15 protein-coding genes, 2 tRNA genes and 1 rRNA gene are annotated in these 15225 nt (G+C 46.4%); 3 read left to right on the top strand and 15 right to left on the bottom strand.

What is annotated here, in order from left to right; all coding sequences use genetic code 11:
* Positions 1–2 precede the first annotated feature (2 nt).
* The gene (gene prfA, locus AC58QD_RS24525; protein WP_497337769.1) at positions 3–1070 is read right to left on the bottom strand and encodes a peptide chain release factor 1; all 1068 of its coding nucleotides are present in this window, start codon (positions 1068–1070) and stop codon (positions 3–5) included.
* Positions 1071–1106: 36 nt separating this feature from the next.
* Positions 1107–2207: a redox-regulated ATPase YchF gene (gene ychF, locus AC58QD_RS24520; RefSeq protein WP_497337649.1), complete on the bottom strand. Its 1101-nt coding sequence runs from the start codon at positions 2205–2207 to the stop codon at positions 1107–1109.
* A 534-nt stretch (positions 2208–2741) separates the two neighbouring features.
* On the opposite strand from ychF, the gene tadA reads away from it, so the two are divergent.
* Positions 2742–3200, top strand: coding sequence for a tRNA adenosine(34) deaminase TadA (tadA, locus tag AC58QD_RS24515; protein ID WP_497337768.1), 459 nt, complete (start codon positions 2742–2744; stop codon positions 3198–3200).
* Positions 3201–3277: 77 nt separating this feature from the next.
* Here tadA and AC58QD_RS24510 read toward each other — a convergent pair whose 3' ends face one another.
* From AC58QD_RS24510 to AC58QD_RS24500, 3 genes are all read right to left on the bottom strand, one after another.
* Positions 3278–4225, bottom strand: coding sequence for an aldo/keto reductase family protein (locus AC58QD_RS24510; RefSeq protein ID WP_497337648.1), 948 nt, complete (start codon positions 4223–4225; stop codon positions 3278–3280).
* A gap of 115 nt (positions 4226–4340) precedes the next feature.
* On the bottom strand, positions 4341–5027 hold the full coding sequence (locus AC58QD_RS24505; protein ID WP_497337647.1) for a Crp/Fnr family transcriptional regulator: 687 nt from the start codon (positions 5025–5027) through the stop codon (positions 4341–4343).
* 27 nt (positions 5028–5054) lie between these two features.
* Positions 5055–6125, bottom strand: a complete 1071-nt coding sequence (locus tag AC58QD_RS24500; protein WP_497337646.1) for an HD-GYP domain-containing protein — start codon at positions 6123–6125, stop codon at positions 5055–5057.
* A gap of 346 nt (positions 6126–6471) precedes the next feature.
* On the opposite strand from AC58QD_RS24500, the gene AC58QD_RS24495 reads away from it, so the two are divergent.
* Together AC58QD_RS24495 and AC58QD_RS24490 are read left to right on the top strand one after the other, a co-directional pair.
* Positions 6472–6547, top strand: a tRNA-Arg gene (locus tag AC58QD_RS24495).
* Between the two features lie 116 nt (positions 6548–6663).
* Positions 6664–7440: an alpha/beta fold hydrolase gene (locus AC58QD_RS24490; protein WP_497337645.1), complete on the top strand. Its 777-nt coding sequence runs from the start codon at positions 6664–6666 to the stop codon at positions 7438–7440.
* Positions 7441–7739: 299 nt separating this feature from the next.
* On the opposite strand, the gene AC58QD_RS24485 is transcribed toward AC58QD_RS24490, so the two are convergent.
* From AC58QD_RS24485 to rrf, 10 genes are all read right to left on the bottom strand, one after another.
* Positions 7740–7886: a small acid-soluble spore protein P gene (locus tag AC58QD_RS24485; protein ID WP_497337644.1), complete on the bottom strand. Its 147-nt coding sequence runs from the start codon at positions 7884–7886 to the stop codon at positions 7740–7742.
* Positions 7887–7927: 41 nt separating this feature from the next.
* Entirely contained in the window at positions 7928–8077 is a 150-nt protein-coding gene (locus tag AC58QD_RS24480) for a hypothetical protein (RefSeq protein WP_497337642.1), read from the bottom strand.
* Between the two features lie 20 nt (positions 8078–8097).
* Positions 8098–8442 carry a hypothetical protein gene (locus AC58QD_RS24475; RefSeq protein ID WP_497337641.1) on the bottom strand — a complete coding sequence of 115 codons (345 nt, stop codon included), beginning with the start codon at positions 8440–8442 and terminating at the stop codon, positions 8098–8100.
* A gap of 167 nt (positions 8443–8609) precedes the next feature.
* Positions 8610–8696, bottom strand: a tRNA-Ser gene (locus AC58QD_RS24470).
* A 93-nt stretch (positions 8697–8789) separates the two neighbouring features.
* Entirely contained in the window at positions 8790–10070 is a 1281-nt protein-coding gene (serS, locus tag AC58QD_RS24465) for a serine--tRNA ligase (RefSeq protein WP_497337640.1), read from the bottom strand.
* A 120-nt stretch (positions 10071–10190) separates the two neighbouring features.
* On the bottom strand, positions 10191–10781 hold the full coding sequence (gene pdxT / locus AC58QD_RS24460) for a pyridoxal 5'-phosphate synthase glutaminase subunit PdxT (protein ID WP_497337639.1): 591 nt from the start codon (positions 10779–10781) through the stop codon (positions 10191–10193).
* Between the two features lie 24 nt (positions 10782–10805).
* Complete coding sequence (pdxS, locus tag AC58QD_RS24455) at positions 10806–11687, bottom strand: pyridoxal 5'-phosphate synthase lyase subunit PdxS (RefSeq protein ID WP_497337638.1); 882 nt, start codon at positions 11685–11687, stop codon at positions 10806–10808.
* Between the two features lie 101 nt (positions 11688–11788).
* On the bottom strand, positions 11789–13093 hold the full coding sequence (locus AC58QD_RS24450; RefSeq protein ID WP_497337637.1) for a D-alanyl-D-alanine carboxypeptidase family protein: 1305 nt from the start codon (positions 13091–13093) through the stop codon (positions 11789–11791).
* Positions 13094–13283: 190 nt separating this feature from the next.
* Positions 13284–14744, bottom strand: coding sequence for an IMP dehydrogenase (gene guaB, locus AC58QD_RS24445; RefSeq protein WP_497337636.1), 1461 nt, complete (start codon positions 14742–14744; stop codon positions 13284–13286).
* Between the two features lie 232 nt (positions 14745–14976).
* A 5S ribosomal RNA gene (gene rrf / locus AC58QD_RS24440) occupies positions 14977–15093 on the bottom strand.
* Between the last annotated feature and the right edge of the window lie 132 nt (positions 15094–15225).

Genomic DNA, 15225 nt, shown 5'->3' with positions numbered 1-15225 from the left:
CCTTATTCCCCTTTGTCCATTAGCTCGGATTGGGCTTCTATCGTAAGTGTGGAGATAATCTCCCCCATGTCGCCGTTCAATACCTGATCCAACTTGTGCAGTGTAAGTCCGATCCGATGATCCGTTACCCGACTTTGCGGATAATTGTATGTCCGAATCCGTTCACTCCGGTCTCCAGTGCCCACCTTGCTCTTCCGCTCCGTTCCGTACTTCGCATCTTCCTCTTGCTTCATCATGTCGTATATCCGCGCACGAAGAACTTGCAGAGCTTTATCTTTATTAGAGTTCTGCGATTTGCCGTCTTGGCAAGTCGCTACAATACCTGTTGGCACATGGGTCACACGCACCGCAGATTTCGTCGTGTTAACAGACTGCCCACCCGCTCCGCTCGAACAGAATGTGTCAACCCGAATATCGGAATCCTTAATGTCGATCTCTACTTCTTCGGCTTCCGGCATGACAACAACGGTCGACGTCGAAGTATGAATACGACCGCCCGACTCCGTTACTGGAATGCGTTGGACGCGGTGCGCTCCACTCTCGTATTTCATCTTGCTGTATGCGCCCTTGCCCGAGATCATGAATATAATTTCCTTGAAGCCGCCCAGATCGTTCAGGTTCGCCTCAAGAATTTCGGTCTTCCAGCCCTGAGCATCCGCGTATCGGGTATACATGCGGTACAAATCCGCTGCGAATAACGCTGCTTCATCCCCGCCAGCGGCTCCACGAATTTCCACAATTACATTCTTGTCGTCGTTCGGGTCCTTAGGGAGCATTAGAACGCGAATTCGCTCTTCCAGCTCTTCCTTACGCTCTGTCAGCTCTTCGAGCTCCATTTTCACTAGCTCGCGCATTTCGTCGTCTAGCTTCTCATTCTGCATCACCTTAGCCGCTTCGTACTGCTCCATCACGCTTTTATATTCCGTCATAGCCTCATAGGGCTCTTGCAGATCGGATTGTTCCTTTGAATATTCACGAAGCCGCTTTGAATCATTGGCAATATCGGGATCACAGAGCAGCTCGCTCAATTTCTCATACCGATCGGCCAGTGCTTGCAAACGGTCCAGCATCATTACCACCTCCTGTTAATTGGTTCCCTACTCTATTTATACGTTGAAACGGAAATGCATGACATCTCCATCTTTCACTTCATACTCTTTTCCTTCCAGACGAAGCTGACCCTTCTCCTTGGCTGCGTTCATCGAGCCGCTATTAACCAAGTCATCGTAAGAGACCACTTCTGCACGGATAAATCCTTTTTCGAAATCGGTATGAATCACTCCCGCAGCTTGCGGTGCCTTCATCCCTTTGCGAATGGTCCAAGCGCGAACCTCTTGCACGCCAGCTGTAAAGTAAGTGTACAAGCCCAGCAGCTTGTATGCCGCACGAATCAAACGGTTCAAGCCGGATTCTGTCAGCCCAAGCTCTTCGAGGAACATCTCTTTGTCTTCGCCTTCCAGCTCCGCAATTTCGGACTCTACTTTTGCGCTAATCGGGACTACTTCTGCTCCCTCGAGTGCAGCGAACTCCCGTACTTGCTTCACGTAAGGATTGTCTTCAGCATTGGCTGCTTCCGCTTCACTCACATTGGCTGCATACAACACAGGCTTCATCGTTAACAAATGAAGATCACGAATTAACAGCTTTTCGTCAGCTGTCAGTTCGACTGATCGAGCAGGCTGGTCTGAGTACAGAGCTTCTTTTATACGCTCCAGGCACTCAACCTCTTGAGCAACCTTCTTGTCGCCGCCCTTCATGTTTTTGCGGGAGCGATCAATCTTTTTGTCCACGGAATCAATATCCGCCAGAATAAGCTCCAGATTAATCGTTGTGATATCTCCTATCGGATCTACCTTGCCCGACACATGCGTAATATTATCGTCTTGAAAACAGCGCACGACATGGACGATTGCATCTACTTCACGGATATGAGCCAGGAACTTATTTCCCAAGCCTTCCCCTTTGCTCGCCCCTTTAACCAGACCTGCAATGTCTACGAATTCGAATGCTGTGGGTACAACTTTATGAGGAACAACGATCTCCGTCAGCTTCGTCAATCGATCATCCGGCACTTCTACAACCCCAACATTCGGGTCGATTGTACAGAACGGGTAATTGGCCATTTCGGCCCCTGCCTGAGTTATTGCATTGAATAAAGTGGATTTCCCTACGTTCGGAAGCCCAACAACACCGCATGATAAAGCCATCTATATACACACTCCTTAGATTCTTAGCTTAACTTATACATTATACAGTAGAACCACCTGAATGTCATCTCTCACCAGAGCAACTCGATTTTCTAACCATCCCACATATCAACAGGCACGAGGCACTTTTACACCCTTACCATGTTAAATGAGTGACTTATCCACATTCTATCCCCGAAATCACAAAAGTTATCCCGAGTTTACTCCATTCATCCACATTTCAATAGCACTTACCCCCAAATAAGGTCCATGTCTCTAAATCCACGCCATTCCTCCATAGCCACCCACCACTCTATAAGTTCAAATGACATCGATACCCTTGCTATTCCTAATCGCTTCTACTAAAATTAGAAAAAACAACGGGAATCACCAATAGCCGGAGTAAGTTATCCCCATGTGGATATCAGTTATCGACATTCAAAAGTAAGTTGTCAACAGGTTTATCCACAGCATGTTAACAACAAGAATAAATGTTCGGGTACAGGTTCCGGCTCAATCTGACATATAAACGGAGATAGGATTATTATTATGGATATGGACGAGCATAACAAATGGATGTTGGAAGCTATAGCTGAAGCTCGTAAAGCCGAAGCTGAGCGCGAAGTACCGATTGGCGCGGTGATCGTGCGTAACGGGGAGATTGTAGGGAGAGGCCACAACTTGCGAGAGACGACCTTCGATCCTACCGCACATGCTGAGATGATAGCCATTCGTGACGCTAGTGAACGATTAGGAGCTTGGCGTCTTCTCGATTGCACATTATATGTCACCTTGGAGCCGTGTCCGATGTGTGCGGGGGCGCTCGTTCAATCTCGTGTCAAACAGGTCGTATACGGGACAACGGATCCGAAGGCTGGTTGCGCAGGTACCCTGATGAATCTCCTTCAAGATGATCGGTTCAACCATCGTGTTGATGTAATCCATGGTGTGATGCAAGCGGAGTGTGCTCAGCTGCTGACCCAGTTCTTCCGCAGTCTAAGGGGAAAGGGTTAACCGAACTGGACTTCTTATTACAACAAAGAGCCATCCCACTGAGGCGACGGCTCTTTCTCTTGTCATCAATCCAACCACTATGCCAGAATAGCATTAATCCGCTCCAGCTGTTCCTGCGTGAGCTTCACGCCGGACGCCTTCACGTTCTCTTCCAATTGCTCGGGCGAGCTCGCGCCAATAATGGCACTAGATACACCCGGCTGTGTCAGCACCCATGCAAGAGCCAACTGCGTCATGCTCAGCTCCGCGTTAACCGCGATCTCCTGCAGCTGGCTAACCTTCTCCAAGTTGGGCTCCGTAAGATACCTGCCAATAATTTGACTGCCCCGTTCCGTATCTCTACGGCTGCCCTTCGGCACATCCGTCATCGACTTGTACTTGCCTGACAACACACCCTGAGCAAGTGGTGAATATACGACTTGACCAATCCCGAGCTTCTCACATACAGGCAGGATCTCTTGTTCAATATCTCGCTTCAGCATGCTGTAGGGAGGCTGGCTAGCGACAATGCGGTCCAGCAAGAACCGATCAGCCAGATGCGCTGCTTCCGTCATCTGTGCCGCACTCCAATTGCTGACACCCACGTACAACACTTTTCCTTGTCGAACCAGATCATCCATCGCCCGAAGTGTCTCCTGCATCGGTGTGACCGGGTCGAAGCTGTGGCAATAATACAGATCAATATAATCCATGCCTAGCCGCTTCAAGCTTGCATCACATTGCTCCATTATGTGTTTTCTCGACAACCCTCTATCGTTTGGTCCATCCCCCATTTGTCCCCACACCTTGGTAGCCAGGACAACCGATTCACGGGCATAACCCTTCAGTGCTTCACCAACAACCTTCTCAGCCTCTCCACGCATATACGCATTCGCCGTATCGTAGAAATTAACGCCGGCCTCATAAGCTCTATGTATAATATCTATTGCCTTCTGGTTCTCCACATAGCCGCCGTAAGTTAACCAACTGCCGAGGCTGATTTCACTAACCTTTAATCCTGAGCGTCCTAGATTTCGGTACTCCATTTCTGAAGCCCTCCTTCATGTAGGCATCCTAATCCGATGCACCAGAATGATTTCTCTTTCCCATTCTAGCACAAATACACCAAAAGAAGAGAATCGCATTTGCTTACGACTCTCTTCATGATGGCACTTTTTTCTTCAATTTTGGCATATCGATGATCGTGATCATTTTGTGATCTACAGAAATCGTGCCTTCTTCCTGGAGCTCCTGAAGCACCTTCGTTACGGATTCACGAACCGTCCCTACCATGTTTGCAAGCTCTTGATGGGTTAACTTCACGGCAATTTGCGTCTGACCCTGCTTCAGCTCCCCATAGTCCAATGACAATTGATATACCGTCTTCAGAATACGGGTCCTCACGTCTAGAAACGTCAAATCATGTATTTGTTCATTCGCCTTGCGCAAGCGATTCATCGTCACTTCCAACAGCTTCATGCAAAGCGCAGGAGCACGCTCCATACATTCGAAGAACATAGATCGGCTGAGTGTATAAATGACGCTCGGCTCTAACGTTTCTGCATTGGCAGAGCGAGTCACTCCCTTTTGCACAAGCGACATCTCGCCGAAAAAATCGCCCATCCGAAACAAAGTAAGAATTATTTGCTTTGAATTATCGATGCGATAAATTTTCACGGTTCCGCTCTTGACCAGGAACAGCTCGTCTCCTGTATCACCCTCGAAGAATATAATGGAATTCTTCTTATATTTGCGCTCCATGAAGAGCGAGGAGATCATCACTAGCTCCTCGTCTTTCAAATGCTGGAACAGCGGGACGTTACGAACTAACGTCACAATATCTTTCATCCCTACTCACCTTTTCTGAAGAAGCCACTACTTGTTGCTGACTGCTTCTCCTACACGGAAAATCATTATGTTCAAATGCTTGGATAAATCAATCTCATAGGGCTGCTTAAGCGGTTCTCCATAAGGATTGCGCAAAACGCGGATGACTGGTCTATGCTTGAAATCGTTATTCACCTTAGACACAATTCCCGTCTCACCAGAATTTAACTCCACACTTAGTCCAATCGGGAACAAAGCTACTCTGTTGCGGAATTGTCTGACCTTGTGAATATCGAATAATGTGCCGGCACCGCCATATAGAATCTCAATAGCTTGATGCGGAAGCATGGCTTCACGATGCGCCCTTGGGTGTGTTAGAGAATCATACGTGTCGAATAACCCGATCCATTGAGCATAAGGATGGATCTCATCACCCTTCAGACCATGCGGATAACCGGTCCCATTGATACGTTCATGATGCTGCATCGCACAGTGGGCAACTTCAATAGGAATGCCTGCCTCTTCCTTCAGAAGCTTGAAGCCGTACTCCGTATGCTTTTTGATTTCGGCGTACTCTGCAGGGGATAAAGTAGCTTGCTTGGTCAATATTTCTCTCGGTACTTTGAGATTGCCAATGTCGTGGAGGAGCGCGCCAAGGCTGAATGAGTCCAGTTCCTCTCCTGAATAGCCTTCTAACATCCCGAACTTAGTCGCATATACACATATATTCATCGACTTCTGGATGTAATGCTGCTCGTAGGCATTGGATTGAAACACATTCATGTTCATTAACATAATCGTTTCATGGTGTTGTAAATCGTCCACAACCATACTGACACTTTTGGAGCATAGTTTATACAATTGGCCGTTAGAGGTCCTTGGATCGTAGCTTGTGCTGGCAACGCGATCAAGTATATGAAGCAGCGTAGATCTGAGATTGACTCGAGTCTCTTCCTTGATTAAATCCTCAATGATTATATCATCGGTTTGAGTGTCCTCAATATGAAGGTACTCTATGCCCATCTTTTGCAATTTGTTAATCACATTCTGCGTAAGCTGGTACTGGTAGCCGACTAGGATTTGTCCCTCGCTGCTAAAGATCGGTTTGCCTAATCTCATGCCGGGCACACACATATGTGTTGGAATTAGGCGCATTGGTAGTAGTCCTTTCTCCTTACTGGGGGGTGTTGTCAACATCCTATATATCTATATCTATTTCATTATCCCATAATGGGCTTGTAAGCTCTGTGTATTATTTTACAGAAAATATGTGTACTTTGACACCTATTTTAGCTAGGAAAGGTAAAATATTTATTTAATTTGTCCCAGATCATTTGCCACAGGCCAAAAATTAGGTCTTTTTACTTATTTTTTCGCGTATATCTCATCCAGAGAGACGTTTTTTCTTCGTAAAATATAACCGCTGTATCCCTTCTGCAAAATATGCTATAATGTTTCTTGCTGCGGCCCCGTAGCTCAGTGGATAGAGCAAACGTTTCCTAAACGTTAGGTCGGATGTTCGAGTCATCTCGGGGTCGCCATTTTTATGTATCATAGGATTAACTCCGTCATCTCCTTTACGAAGGGGATTTTTTGCTTTCTATTCGTATTAAAGGCATACTAAGAGATAATTCGGTAAAAGGAAGGATGACGACATATGACCTCTCAAATTCAGCTTGCTTATGAGGATAGTGGAGCCGGACGTCCGTTAGTCCTGGTACATGGTTTTTGCGGCAGTTCCGTGTATTGGACAAAAACTAGTGAGCTTCTCAATTCAGATTATCGAGTCATAGCCCCCGACCTCCGCGGTCACGGGCGTTCAGAGGCCCCTGATGTACGTTATACGGTCGAGATGATGGCGGATGATCTAGTTGCCCTTATACAGCGCCTAGAACTGGATAAACCGGTTCTGCTTGGTCATTCCCTCGGCGGTTATGTAGCGCTAGCATTTGCTGAGAAATATCCAGAGCTTATTTCCGGCTTTGGGCTTGTTCATTCCACAGCCCGGCCTGATGATGATCAAGGCAAGGCCAACCGTAATAAAGCGATCGAGACAATCAAAGAAAAAGGCATGGAACCTTTTATTGACGGCTTGATCCCTAAGCTATTCGCTCCTGATCATTTAGAATTGATGGCTGGATTAGTCCAGACGGCACTAGAGATCGGGTATGCAACAAAGCCTGAAGGTGCGATTCATACGGCTGAAGCGATGCGTGATCGTCCAGACCGGAATAAGGTGCTGCGCGATGCGGGGCTTCCTATTCTGCTCGTCGCTGGCGGTGAGGATCAGATTATTCCAGCCGAGAAAACCTTCTCCGTACAAGCTCCTCATATTACACAAGCTCGCATCGAACAAGCCGGTCATATGAGCATGATGGAGGCACCGGAGTCGTTAGCCAAAATCATTGCACAGTTTGTTAAGAGCCGTTGTTAAACGTTAAATTAACGAATGACACACAACAAAAAGGACCCTCACGGGTCCTTTTTTGACGGTGGATGATAGACGATCTACCTAACCTATTTCTTCAGTAACCTTGGATGATTGCTGTCAGCCAACAATCTTAATGTGTTTGTAGAACACTAAAGTGTCTTTGGCACATCCCCTCGACTTTCTGTAAAGAGGTAGTTGATCATAAAGTGAACATTCTGCTGAAAGCATTCAACGGAACCACACCTCTCTTCACACCGTCCTTAGTATGATGCCGCTTAGCTGAGGTAATTATTCTACCATTTTTAACCTTCTCCGTTATTATGGCGGCTATGGTTAGCTTGCTTCGTTTTTTTGGAGCCCGAAAGCGGTTCTTGCATGGCCTGGTTACGTTGCTTCCTAGGCTGCTTTGTGTATGGAGTATCAACAGGCTGTGCAGTTGGTTTAGACATGCAGAAGTACCTCCCTAAGCGTAATGGATTGTGATCGTGATTTACTCTTCATCGTGATTAAGAGCATCTTGGTGTCTTCGATCGTTTGTATCTTGCTGCCATTGCTGGGCTTGATGGCTGTTTACTGGCGTCCGCTCCAAATCCTTAACTACGTTGGCCAGGTTTTTATCCTTGGCCTTATTTTTGCCCATCTCTAGATCCCTCCGAAAAGTTACTTATGGGTTATTCTTTGCAGATTTTGTGCACATTCATGAAGATATCTAACATATTGCTGGACGAGGTCTTGAACCATCTCTGTATGCTCATCCACGGATTGATCATCCTTCTGGACGTCGACTAGCTCCACTTTAACTTCGCGGGAATCCACATAAATGACACTGAAATCCAGTGAATATTTGGTGCGTCCTGCTGAAGCGATGTGGATTCGGAGCTCCTGCTCTGCTGGTCCGGAATGAACTTCCACTTGATCAGAATTATTCATTACAGCGGGCAGAGTATTACTCCATGCCTCTCTTAACTTCTCCTGATCCACCGTCAACGTATCCGAACTACTCATTCTATAACCACCTCCTCCAACTTTAAAATGCCGCTAGAGGAAAGGTTTTATTCCATGAGGAGAAGCACAAAATAAGCCATGAACGCTCATAGCCGTAACAACTAATTGCTACATGTGGCAGATATACAAAAAAACGACCCTAAGGTCGTTTTGTCGTCCTATCTATACGGAGAGGGTGGGATTCGAACCCACGGAAGAGTTTCCCCTTCGCTGGTTTTCAAGACCAGAGCCTTAAACCACTCGACCACCTCTCCAAGCTGTCACTAAGACGTTGTTGTCTATAGTGACAAAAAGCATTGTACCACAGCCGGCGCCCGCTTACAAGAGCTGACCAAAAATTATAAGATCTATCGTGCAGGAATGGATTCTAGACCGTTCATATAAGGGCGAAGAACGTCTGGAATACGTACACTGCCATCGGCTTGTTGATAATTCTCCAGAATCGCCGCTACCGTTCTTCCAATAGCCAGACCAGAACCATTTAACGTATGTACGAATTCCGGTTTAGCTTTGGCATCTCGGCGGAAGCGAATATTCGCGCGTCTCGCTTGGAAATCCTCGAAATTACTGCAGGAAGAGATTTCGCGATACGAATCCCCGCTTGGCAACCATACTTCGAGATCATACGTCTTTGCAGATGAGAATCCAATATCCCCTGTACACAAACTGAGCAGGCGGTATGGAAGCTTCAATAGCTGAAGCACTTTTTCCGCGTTTTGAGTTAATTGCTCTAACTCAGCATACGACTCTTCTGGCTTACATAACTTGACTAACTCAATCTTGTTGAATTGATGTTGGCGAATCAAACCCCGTGTGTCTCTTCCTGCAGAACCTGCCTCCGAGCGGAAGCATGCGCTGAACGCTACATAATTCTTAGGCAGCTCTTCCCCATTCATAATCTCATCTCGGTGATAGTTCGTTACAGGCACCTCTGCAGTTGGAATCAGAAAATATTCCGTTCCGTTCACCTTGAATACATCCTCTTCGAACTTGGGCAGTTGTCCGGTCCCTGTTAAGCTGTCGCGGTTCACAAGGTAAGGAGGAAGCATTTCTTCATAGCCATGCTGATCTGCATGCAGATCCATCATAAAGTTCATCAGAGCACGCTCTAAGCGCGCGCCATACCCTTTATAGAATACGAAGCGCGATCCCGTTACTTTGGCGGCAGCTTCGAAATCAAGAATACCCAGAGCGTGTGCAATCTCCCAATGCGGCTTCGGTTCAAAAGAGAGAACAGGGACTTCGCCCCATTGGCGTAGCTCTATATTGTCTTCTTCGGAACGGCCAATCGGTACAGATGAGTGGGGCATGTTCGGAATCGATAACAATATTTTGTTCAAATCTTCTTCCAACACACGAATTTCATCGTCCAGCTGTTTGATCGTATCCGAGACATCACGCATTTCGATAATAAGCGCTTCAGCATTATCACCGCTTTTCTTGAGACGCGCAACTTCTTGAGAAACGGTATTCCGTCTATTCTTCAGCTGGTCGGATTGTTGAAGCAGTTCTCTTCTTCTTGTGTCCACACCTTCAAATAAGCTCAACTCTTCATAATTCTTGCCTCTGTGGCTCAGAGCCTCTTCTACTCTAGCTCTGTCACTTCTTAGCAGCTTGACGTCAAACAAAAAAACCCCTCCCGTAAGGGACATAGTGTATGGAATATAATGTACTATACTCTTGATAAATATTCAACAAAGAAGCACCTGAGCGGACTATGCCGATTCAGGTGCCTACTCAGCCAGCTCTTATCCTTGAACAGATGAGGCTTGGGATTGTTCAACCATCGTAACGAAATATTGATGTAACTGAAAGTCATCCGTAAGCTCTGGGTGAAAGGATACCGCAAGAAGGTTGCCCTGTCTCGCCGCAACGATTTCTCCCTTGTATTCTGACAGGATGTCTACAGATTCACCTACCGATTTGATCAACGGTGCCCGAATGAATACAGCTCGTACGCCTTCTGAGATCCCTTTAATCGCTAAAGTCGTCTCAAAGCTTTCACGTTGTCTGCCAAATGCATTACGCTGTACGGTCATATTCATTACGCCAAGATGAGATTGCTCTTGTCCTTCAATTTGGTCGGCTAACACAATCAAGCCTGCACATGTCCCGAATAATGGCTTGCCTTCATCCGAGAACGTCTGAAGTGCCTCAATGAATCCGTAATCCTGCATGAGCTTTCCAATTGTGGTGCTCTCTCCTCCTGGAAGAATAAGCCCATCCAATTCTTTAAGTTGCTCCGTTCTCTTCACAATAACGCCTTCGGCCCCTGCCAATTCGATCATTCGAATATGCTCGGCAACAGCGCCCTGCAGCGCAAGAACGCCAATCTTCATCGTAAAACCCTTCTTTCCTCTTGCTTACCTTCCGCGGTCTTGCATACGCTCAGAAGCATTCAGCGTGGAGATTTCGATCCCTTTCATTGCCGTTCCCAAGTTCTTGGACACTTCAGCAATCAATGCGTAATCCGTATAATGCGTTGTCGCTTGCACGATCGCCTTGGCGAATTTCTCTGGGTGTTCGGATGTGAAGATACCAGATCCTACGAACACACCATCTGCACCCAGATGCATCATTAATGCTGCATCGGATGGAGTTGCTACGCCGCCTGCCGCAAAGTTAACAACTGGAAGCTTCCCATTCTCGTGTACATATAGAACAAGCTCATAAGGAGCAGCTAACACTTTGGACTCGTTATACAGCTCGTCCTTGGAAAGGCTCTGGATTCTGCGGATTTGACCATTGATAATGCGAAGGTGGCGAACTGCTTCTACTACATTACCCGTTCCTGGCTCACCCTTCGTGCGAAGCATAGCTGCGCCTTCACTGATACGACGAAGAGCTTCGCCTAGATCTTTGGCTCCGCATACGAAAGGTACCGTGAATTCTTTTTTGCTAATATGGAAAATATCATCGGCCGGAGTCAATACTTCACTCTCATCGATGTAGTCTGCTCCTAGTGCTTCCAATACACGCGCTTCCACGTAATGACCAATACGAGCTTTGGCCATAACCGGGATACTTACTACCTTCATAACTTGCTCAAGAATGGTCGGATCTGCCATACGGGCAACTCCGCCATGCGCTCGGATTTCTGATGGTACGCGCTCTAATGCCATTACAGCAGACGCTCCGGCAGCCTCCGCGATCTTAGCTTGCTCCGCGCTCATGACGTCCATAATGACGCCACCCTTTTGCATTTCGGCCATCCCTTTTTTGACGCCCCATGTTCCTGTTTCCATTGCTAATACCCTCCTGATCCATTGGTAGATCTATGCTTAGAATAGTGTCAGTATGCTCTAAAAAGTCATTGTACAGCAAGCTTCCCTTTTTCACAATACTTTTAGAAGACGTTCTTCAATCCATTCGCAATCCCTGAGAAAATATCTCCAAAAAAGTTTTTGATCGCTCGGAAAAACAACCTAAACCAGCTACCCTTTTCCATATCTTGAGAGGCAACCAAGTTCACTTGTTTCTCCATTCCTGCATATTTCACCGTCACTTTTCCAAGGGCATCCCCAGTATGAATCGGTGCTGCTTTCACTTCCTCATTAGGGGCTGCAGTGACCTCGATCTGAGGGGTTTCGCCTTTCTTCACAACGAAATCCACATTGTTCTCGGTTACAACAGGAACCTGTGTCTTTACACCCTTTTTAATATGAACGGTTTTAAGCGATTCTATTTCACTCTTGGCCGCGAGAACCGGCTTCATTTCGAAGTTATTGAATCCATAATCCAACAGCTTACGTGTCTCTAAGAACCGTTGCTCCATCGAAGAAGCACTCATGATGACTGTTATTAGCCGCATTCCGCCCTTCACAGCAGTTCCTGTAAAACAATAACCAGCTTCAATTGTATGACCCGTTTTCAGACCATCCAACCCAGGGTATACAAATTTTTTGAAGTTCACGCTGTCCTTATTCCCTTCAAGCATCCAGTTCCAGTTGATCATCGGCTCTTTATCACTTTCCCGGAATTTTTTGGCTGGAATACTTGAGAATTCTAATACTTCCTTATGTTCATTAAGGATATGATAGGCCAGAGTTGCTGCATCTCTTGCCGTGATCATGGTTTCTCCAGTTGTGTTGGTTGGTTGATATTTGCCCAGATCTGCCCTTGATAACCCTGTGGAATTAATAAACTGCGATTTAGGGTTAAAGCCCAGCTTCTTAGCCGTATCATTCATCATCTTGACGAAATTCTCTTCCGTACCTGCAACAAATTCAGCTAAGGCAACTGTAGCATCATTACCCGAATAGATGGACATCGCTCCGAATAAATCCTTGACGGTCGATTTCTCTTGGAACGCTAATAAATTACCGGACCCGATTACATCCGCTGCATATCGGCTAGTCGTAACTACATCATCCCATTTGATTTTACCTGCCTTGATGGTCTCCATCACAATGTACTCAGTCATCATCTTGGACATACTAGCAGGAGGGAGAAGCTCATCTGCATTAAAATCATATAGCACCTGTCCGGTCGAGGCCTCCATTACAATCGCTGCTTTACCGTCCAACTTCAAATCTACTGGGTCGGCAGCTTGCGCCACAGGGGCATATAGAAATAATTGCAACATATGAAGTCCAAGTACACTGCTTCCAACCCAACCAAACCACTTCTTTTTCTTGTTTCCAACTGACACTCTGTTCCCAACTCCTCATCTAATCTTCTATTCTCTCATTGTAACATACGTAGATAGTAGGGCAAAAGTTGAAAACGTCCATGACACAATTTACAAATTGTAGCGTTAGGACGAAAGTCTTAGGATCTATGAACGAGTAAAAAAGACTGTCCCAACTCTTGATTCAAGAATTGAGATAGTCTTTTTGTAATTACAACGAATAATTCGGTGCTTCTTTTGTAATTTGCACATCATGTGGATGGCTCTCCCTGAGACCGGCACCGGTAATACGGATGAATTGCGTATCGTTCTTAAGCTCTTCAAGTGAACGAGTCCCGCAATACCCCATCCCTTGAATTAATCCGCCCACCAGCTGGTGTATCGTATCCTTCAATGGTCCTTTATAAGCGACACGGCCTTCAATGCCTTCTGGGACAAGCTTGGATTCATTTTCCTGGAAGTAGCGGTCCTTACTCCCGTCCTTCATAGCGCCAATCGAACCCATCCCGCGATAAACCTTATATTGACGTCCTTGGAAAATTTCTGATTCTCCAGGACTTTCTTCTGTCCCTGCGAACAAGCTCCCAATCATAATGGCGTCTGCACCAGCGGCAATAGCCTTAGTAAGATCACCTGAGTACTTTACTCCGCCGTCAGCAATGATTGGAACTCCGTATTTCTTCGCCACTGTAGCACAATCATAAATCGCTGTGATCTGTGGCACACCAATCCCTGCGATGACACGTGTTGTGCAGATAGAACCAGGTCCCATCCCTACCTTGACAATAGATGCTCCAGCCTCGATAAGATCACGAGTACCGTCTCCAGTAGCTACGTTCCCTGCAACGATGATCAAATCCGGGAATTGCTTTCTAAGCTTGCGTACCGTTTCCAGGATGTTAATATGATGACCATGTGCGGAATCCACCACAACCAGATCTGCACCAACATTCACAAGCGCTGTAGCACGTTCTAAGGCATCTTTAGAAGCTCCGAGGGCTGCGCCTACCAATAGTCTTCCTTGCTTGTCCTTGGCTGCGTTAGGGAATTGTATAGCCTTCTCGATATCCTTGATCGTGATGAGGCCCTTCAGATTGTTATTCTCGTCTACAAGAGGCAGCTTCTCAATCTTGTGTTTCTGCAGAAGCACCTCAGCTTCAGCAAGCGTTGTACCTACAGGTGCGGTGACTAGATTGTCCTTCGTCATCACTTCTTTGATTTTAATGGAATAATCATGCACAAATCTGAGATCACGATTGGTCAGAATCCCGACCAATTTGTTGTCTTTATCTACGATAGGCACCCCAGAGATGCGATATTTGCCCATAAGCTCTTCAGCGTCATACACATGATGTTCAGCAGTTAGGGAAAATGGATTCGTAATTACACCACTCTCGGATCGTTTAACACGGTCCACTTCTTCCGCCTGTTGGGCAATGGACATATTCTTATGAATAATGCCGATCCCGCCTTCTCTTGCGATCGAGATGGCAAGCTTAGCTTCTGTAACGGTATCCATGGCGGAGCTAATTAAAGGTATATTGAGCTTGAGCTGATTAGACAGCTTGGTCGATACGTCAACTTCCTTCGGACCGAAAACCTCAGACTTCCGGGGAATTAACAAGACATCGTCGAACGTTAATCCCTCTTTCACAAACTTAGTTTCCCACACGAATAAGTCCCCCTGCATCTATTTAGAGTGGTATATCCAAAAATATATTATTGCCATAGTAACAAAATGGCTTTTTTGATGTCAAGGCAGAACGGGTTTCTTCCAATCATTCCATAAAAGAAGTCGGCGCAATACCTTGCTTGTAGTATCCCATACATGGAGCATAAGTTATTAAAAAAACCAAAATGTTCACCCGAATTGATATTCGGAGATCATTTTGGCTTCTTATTGCGCTTGGCAACGTCCTACTCTCCCAGGACCCTGCGGTCCAAGTACCATCGGCGCTGGAGGGCTTAACGGTCGTGTTCGGGATGGGAACGCGTGGTTCCCCTCCGCCATCGTCACCAAACGATGAGGCAGATCTTACATTCAGGGTTGTACCCTGAAAACTGGATGCGAATAACGGTAACGAGCCGTGTTTGTTGTGCTTGTCACTCGGGTATGAGTGTATTGGATAAGCCCTCGACCGATTAGTATTCGT

It is taken from the genome of Paenibacillus sp. J2R1T-4, from assembly GCF_059692235.1.
This window is presented reverse-complemented; position numbering and strand designations above follow the sequence as displayed.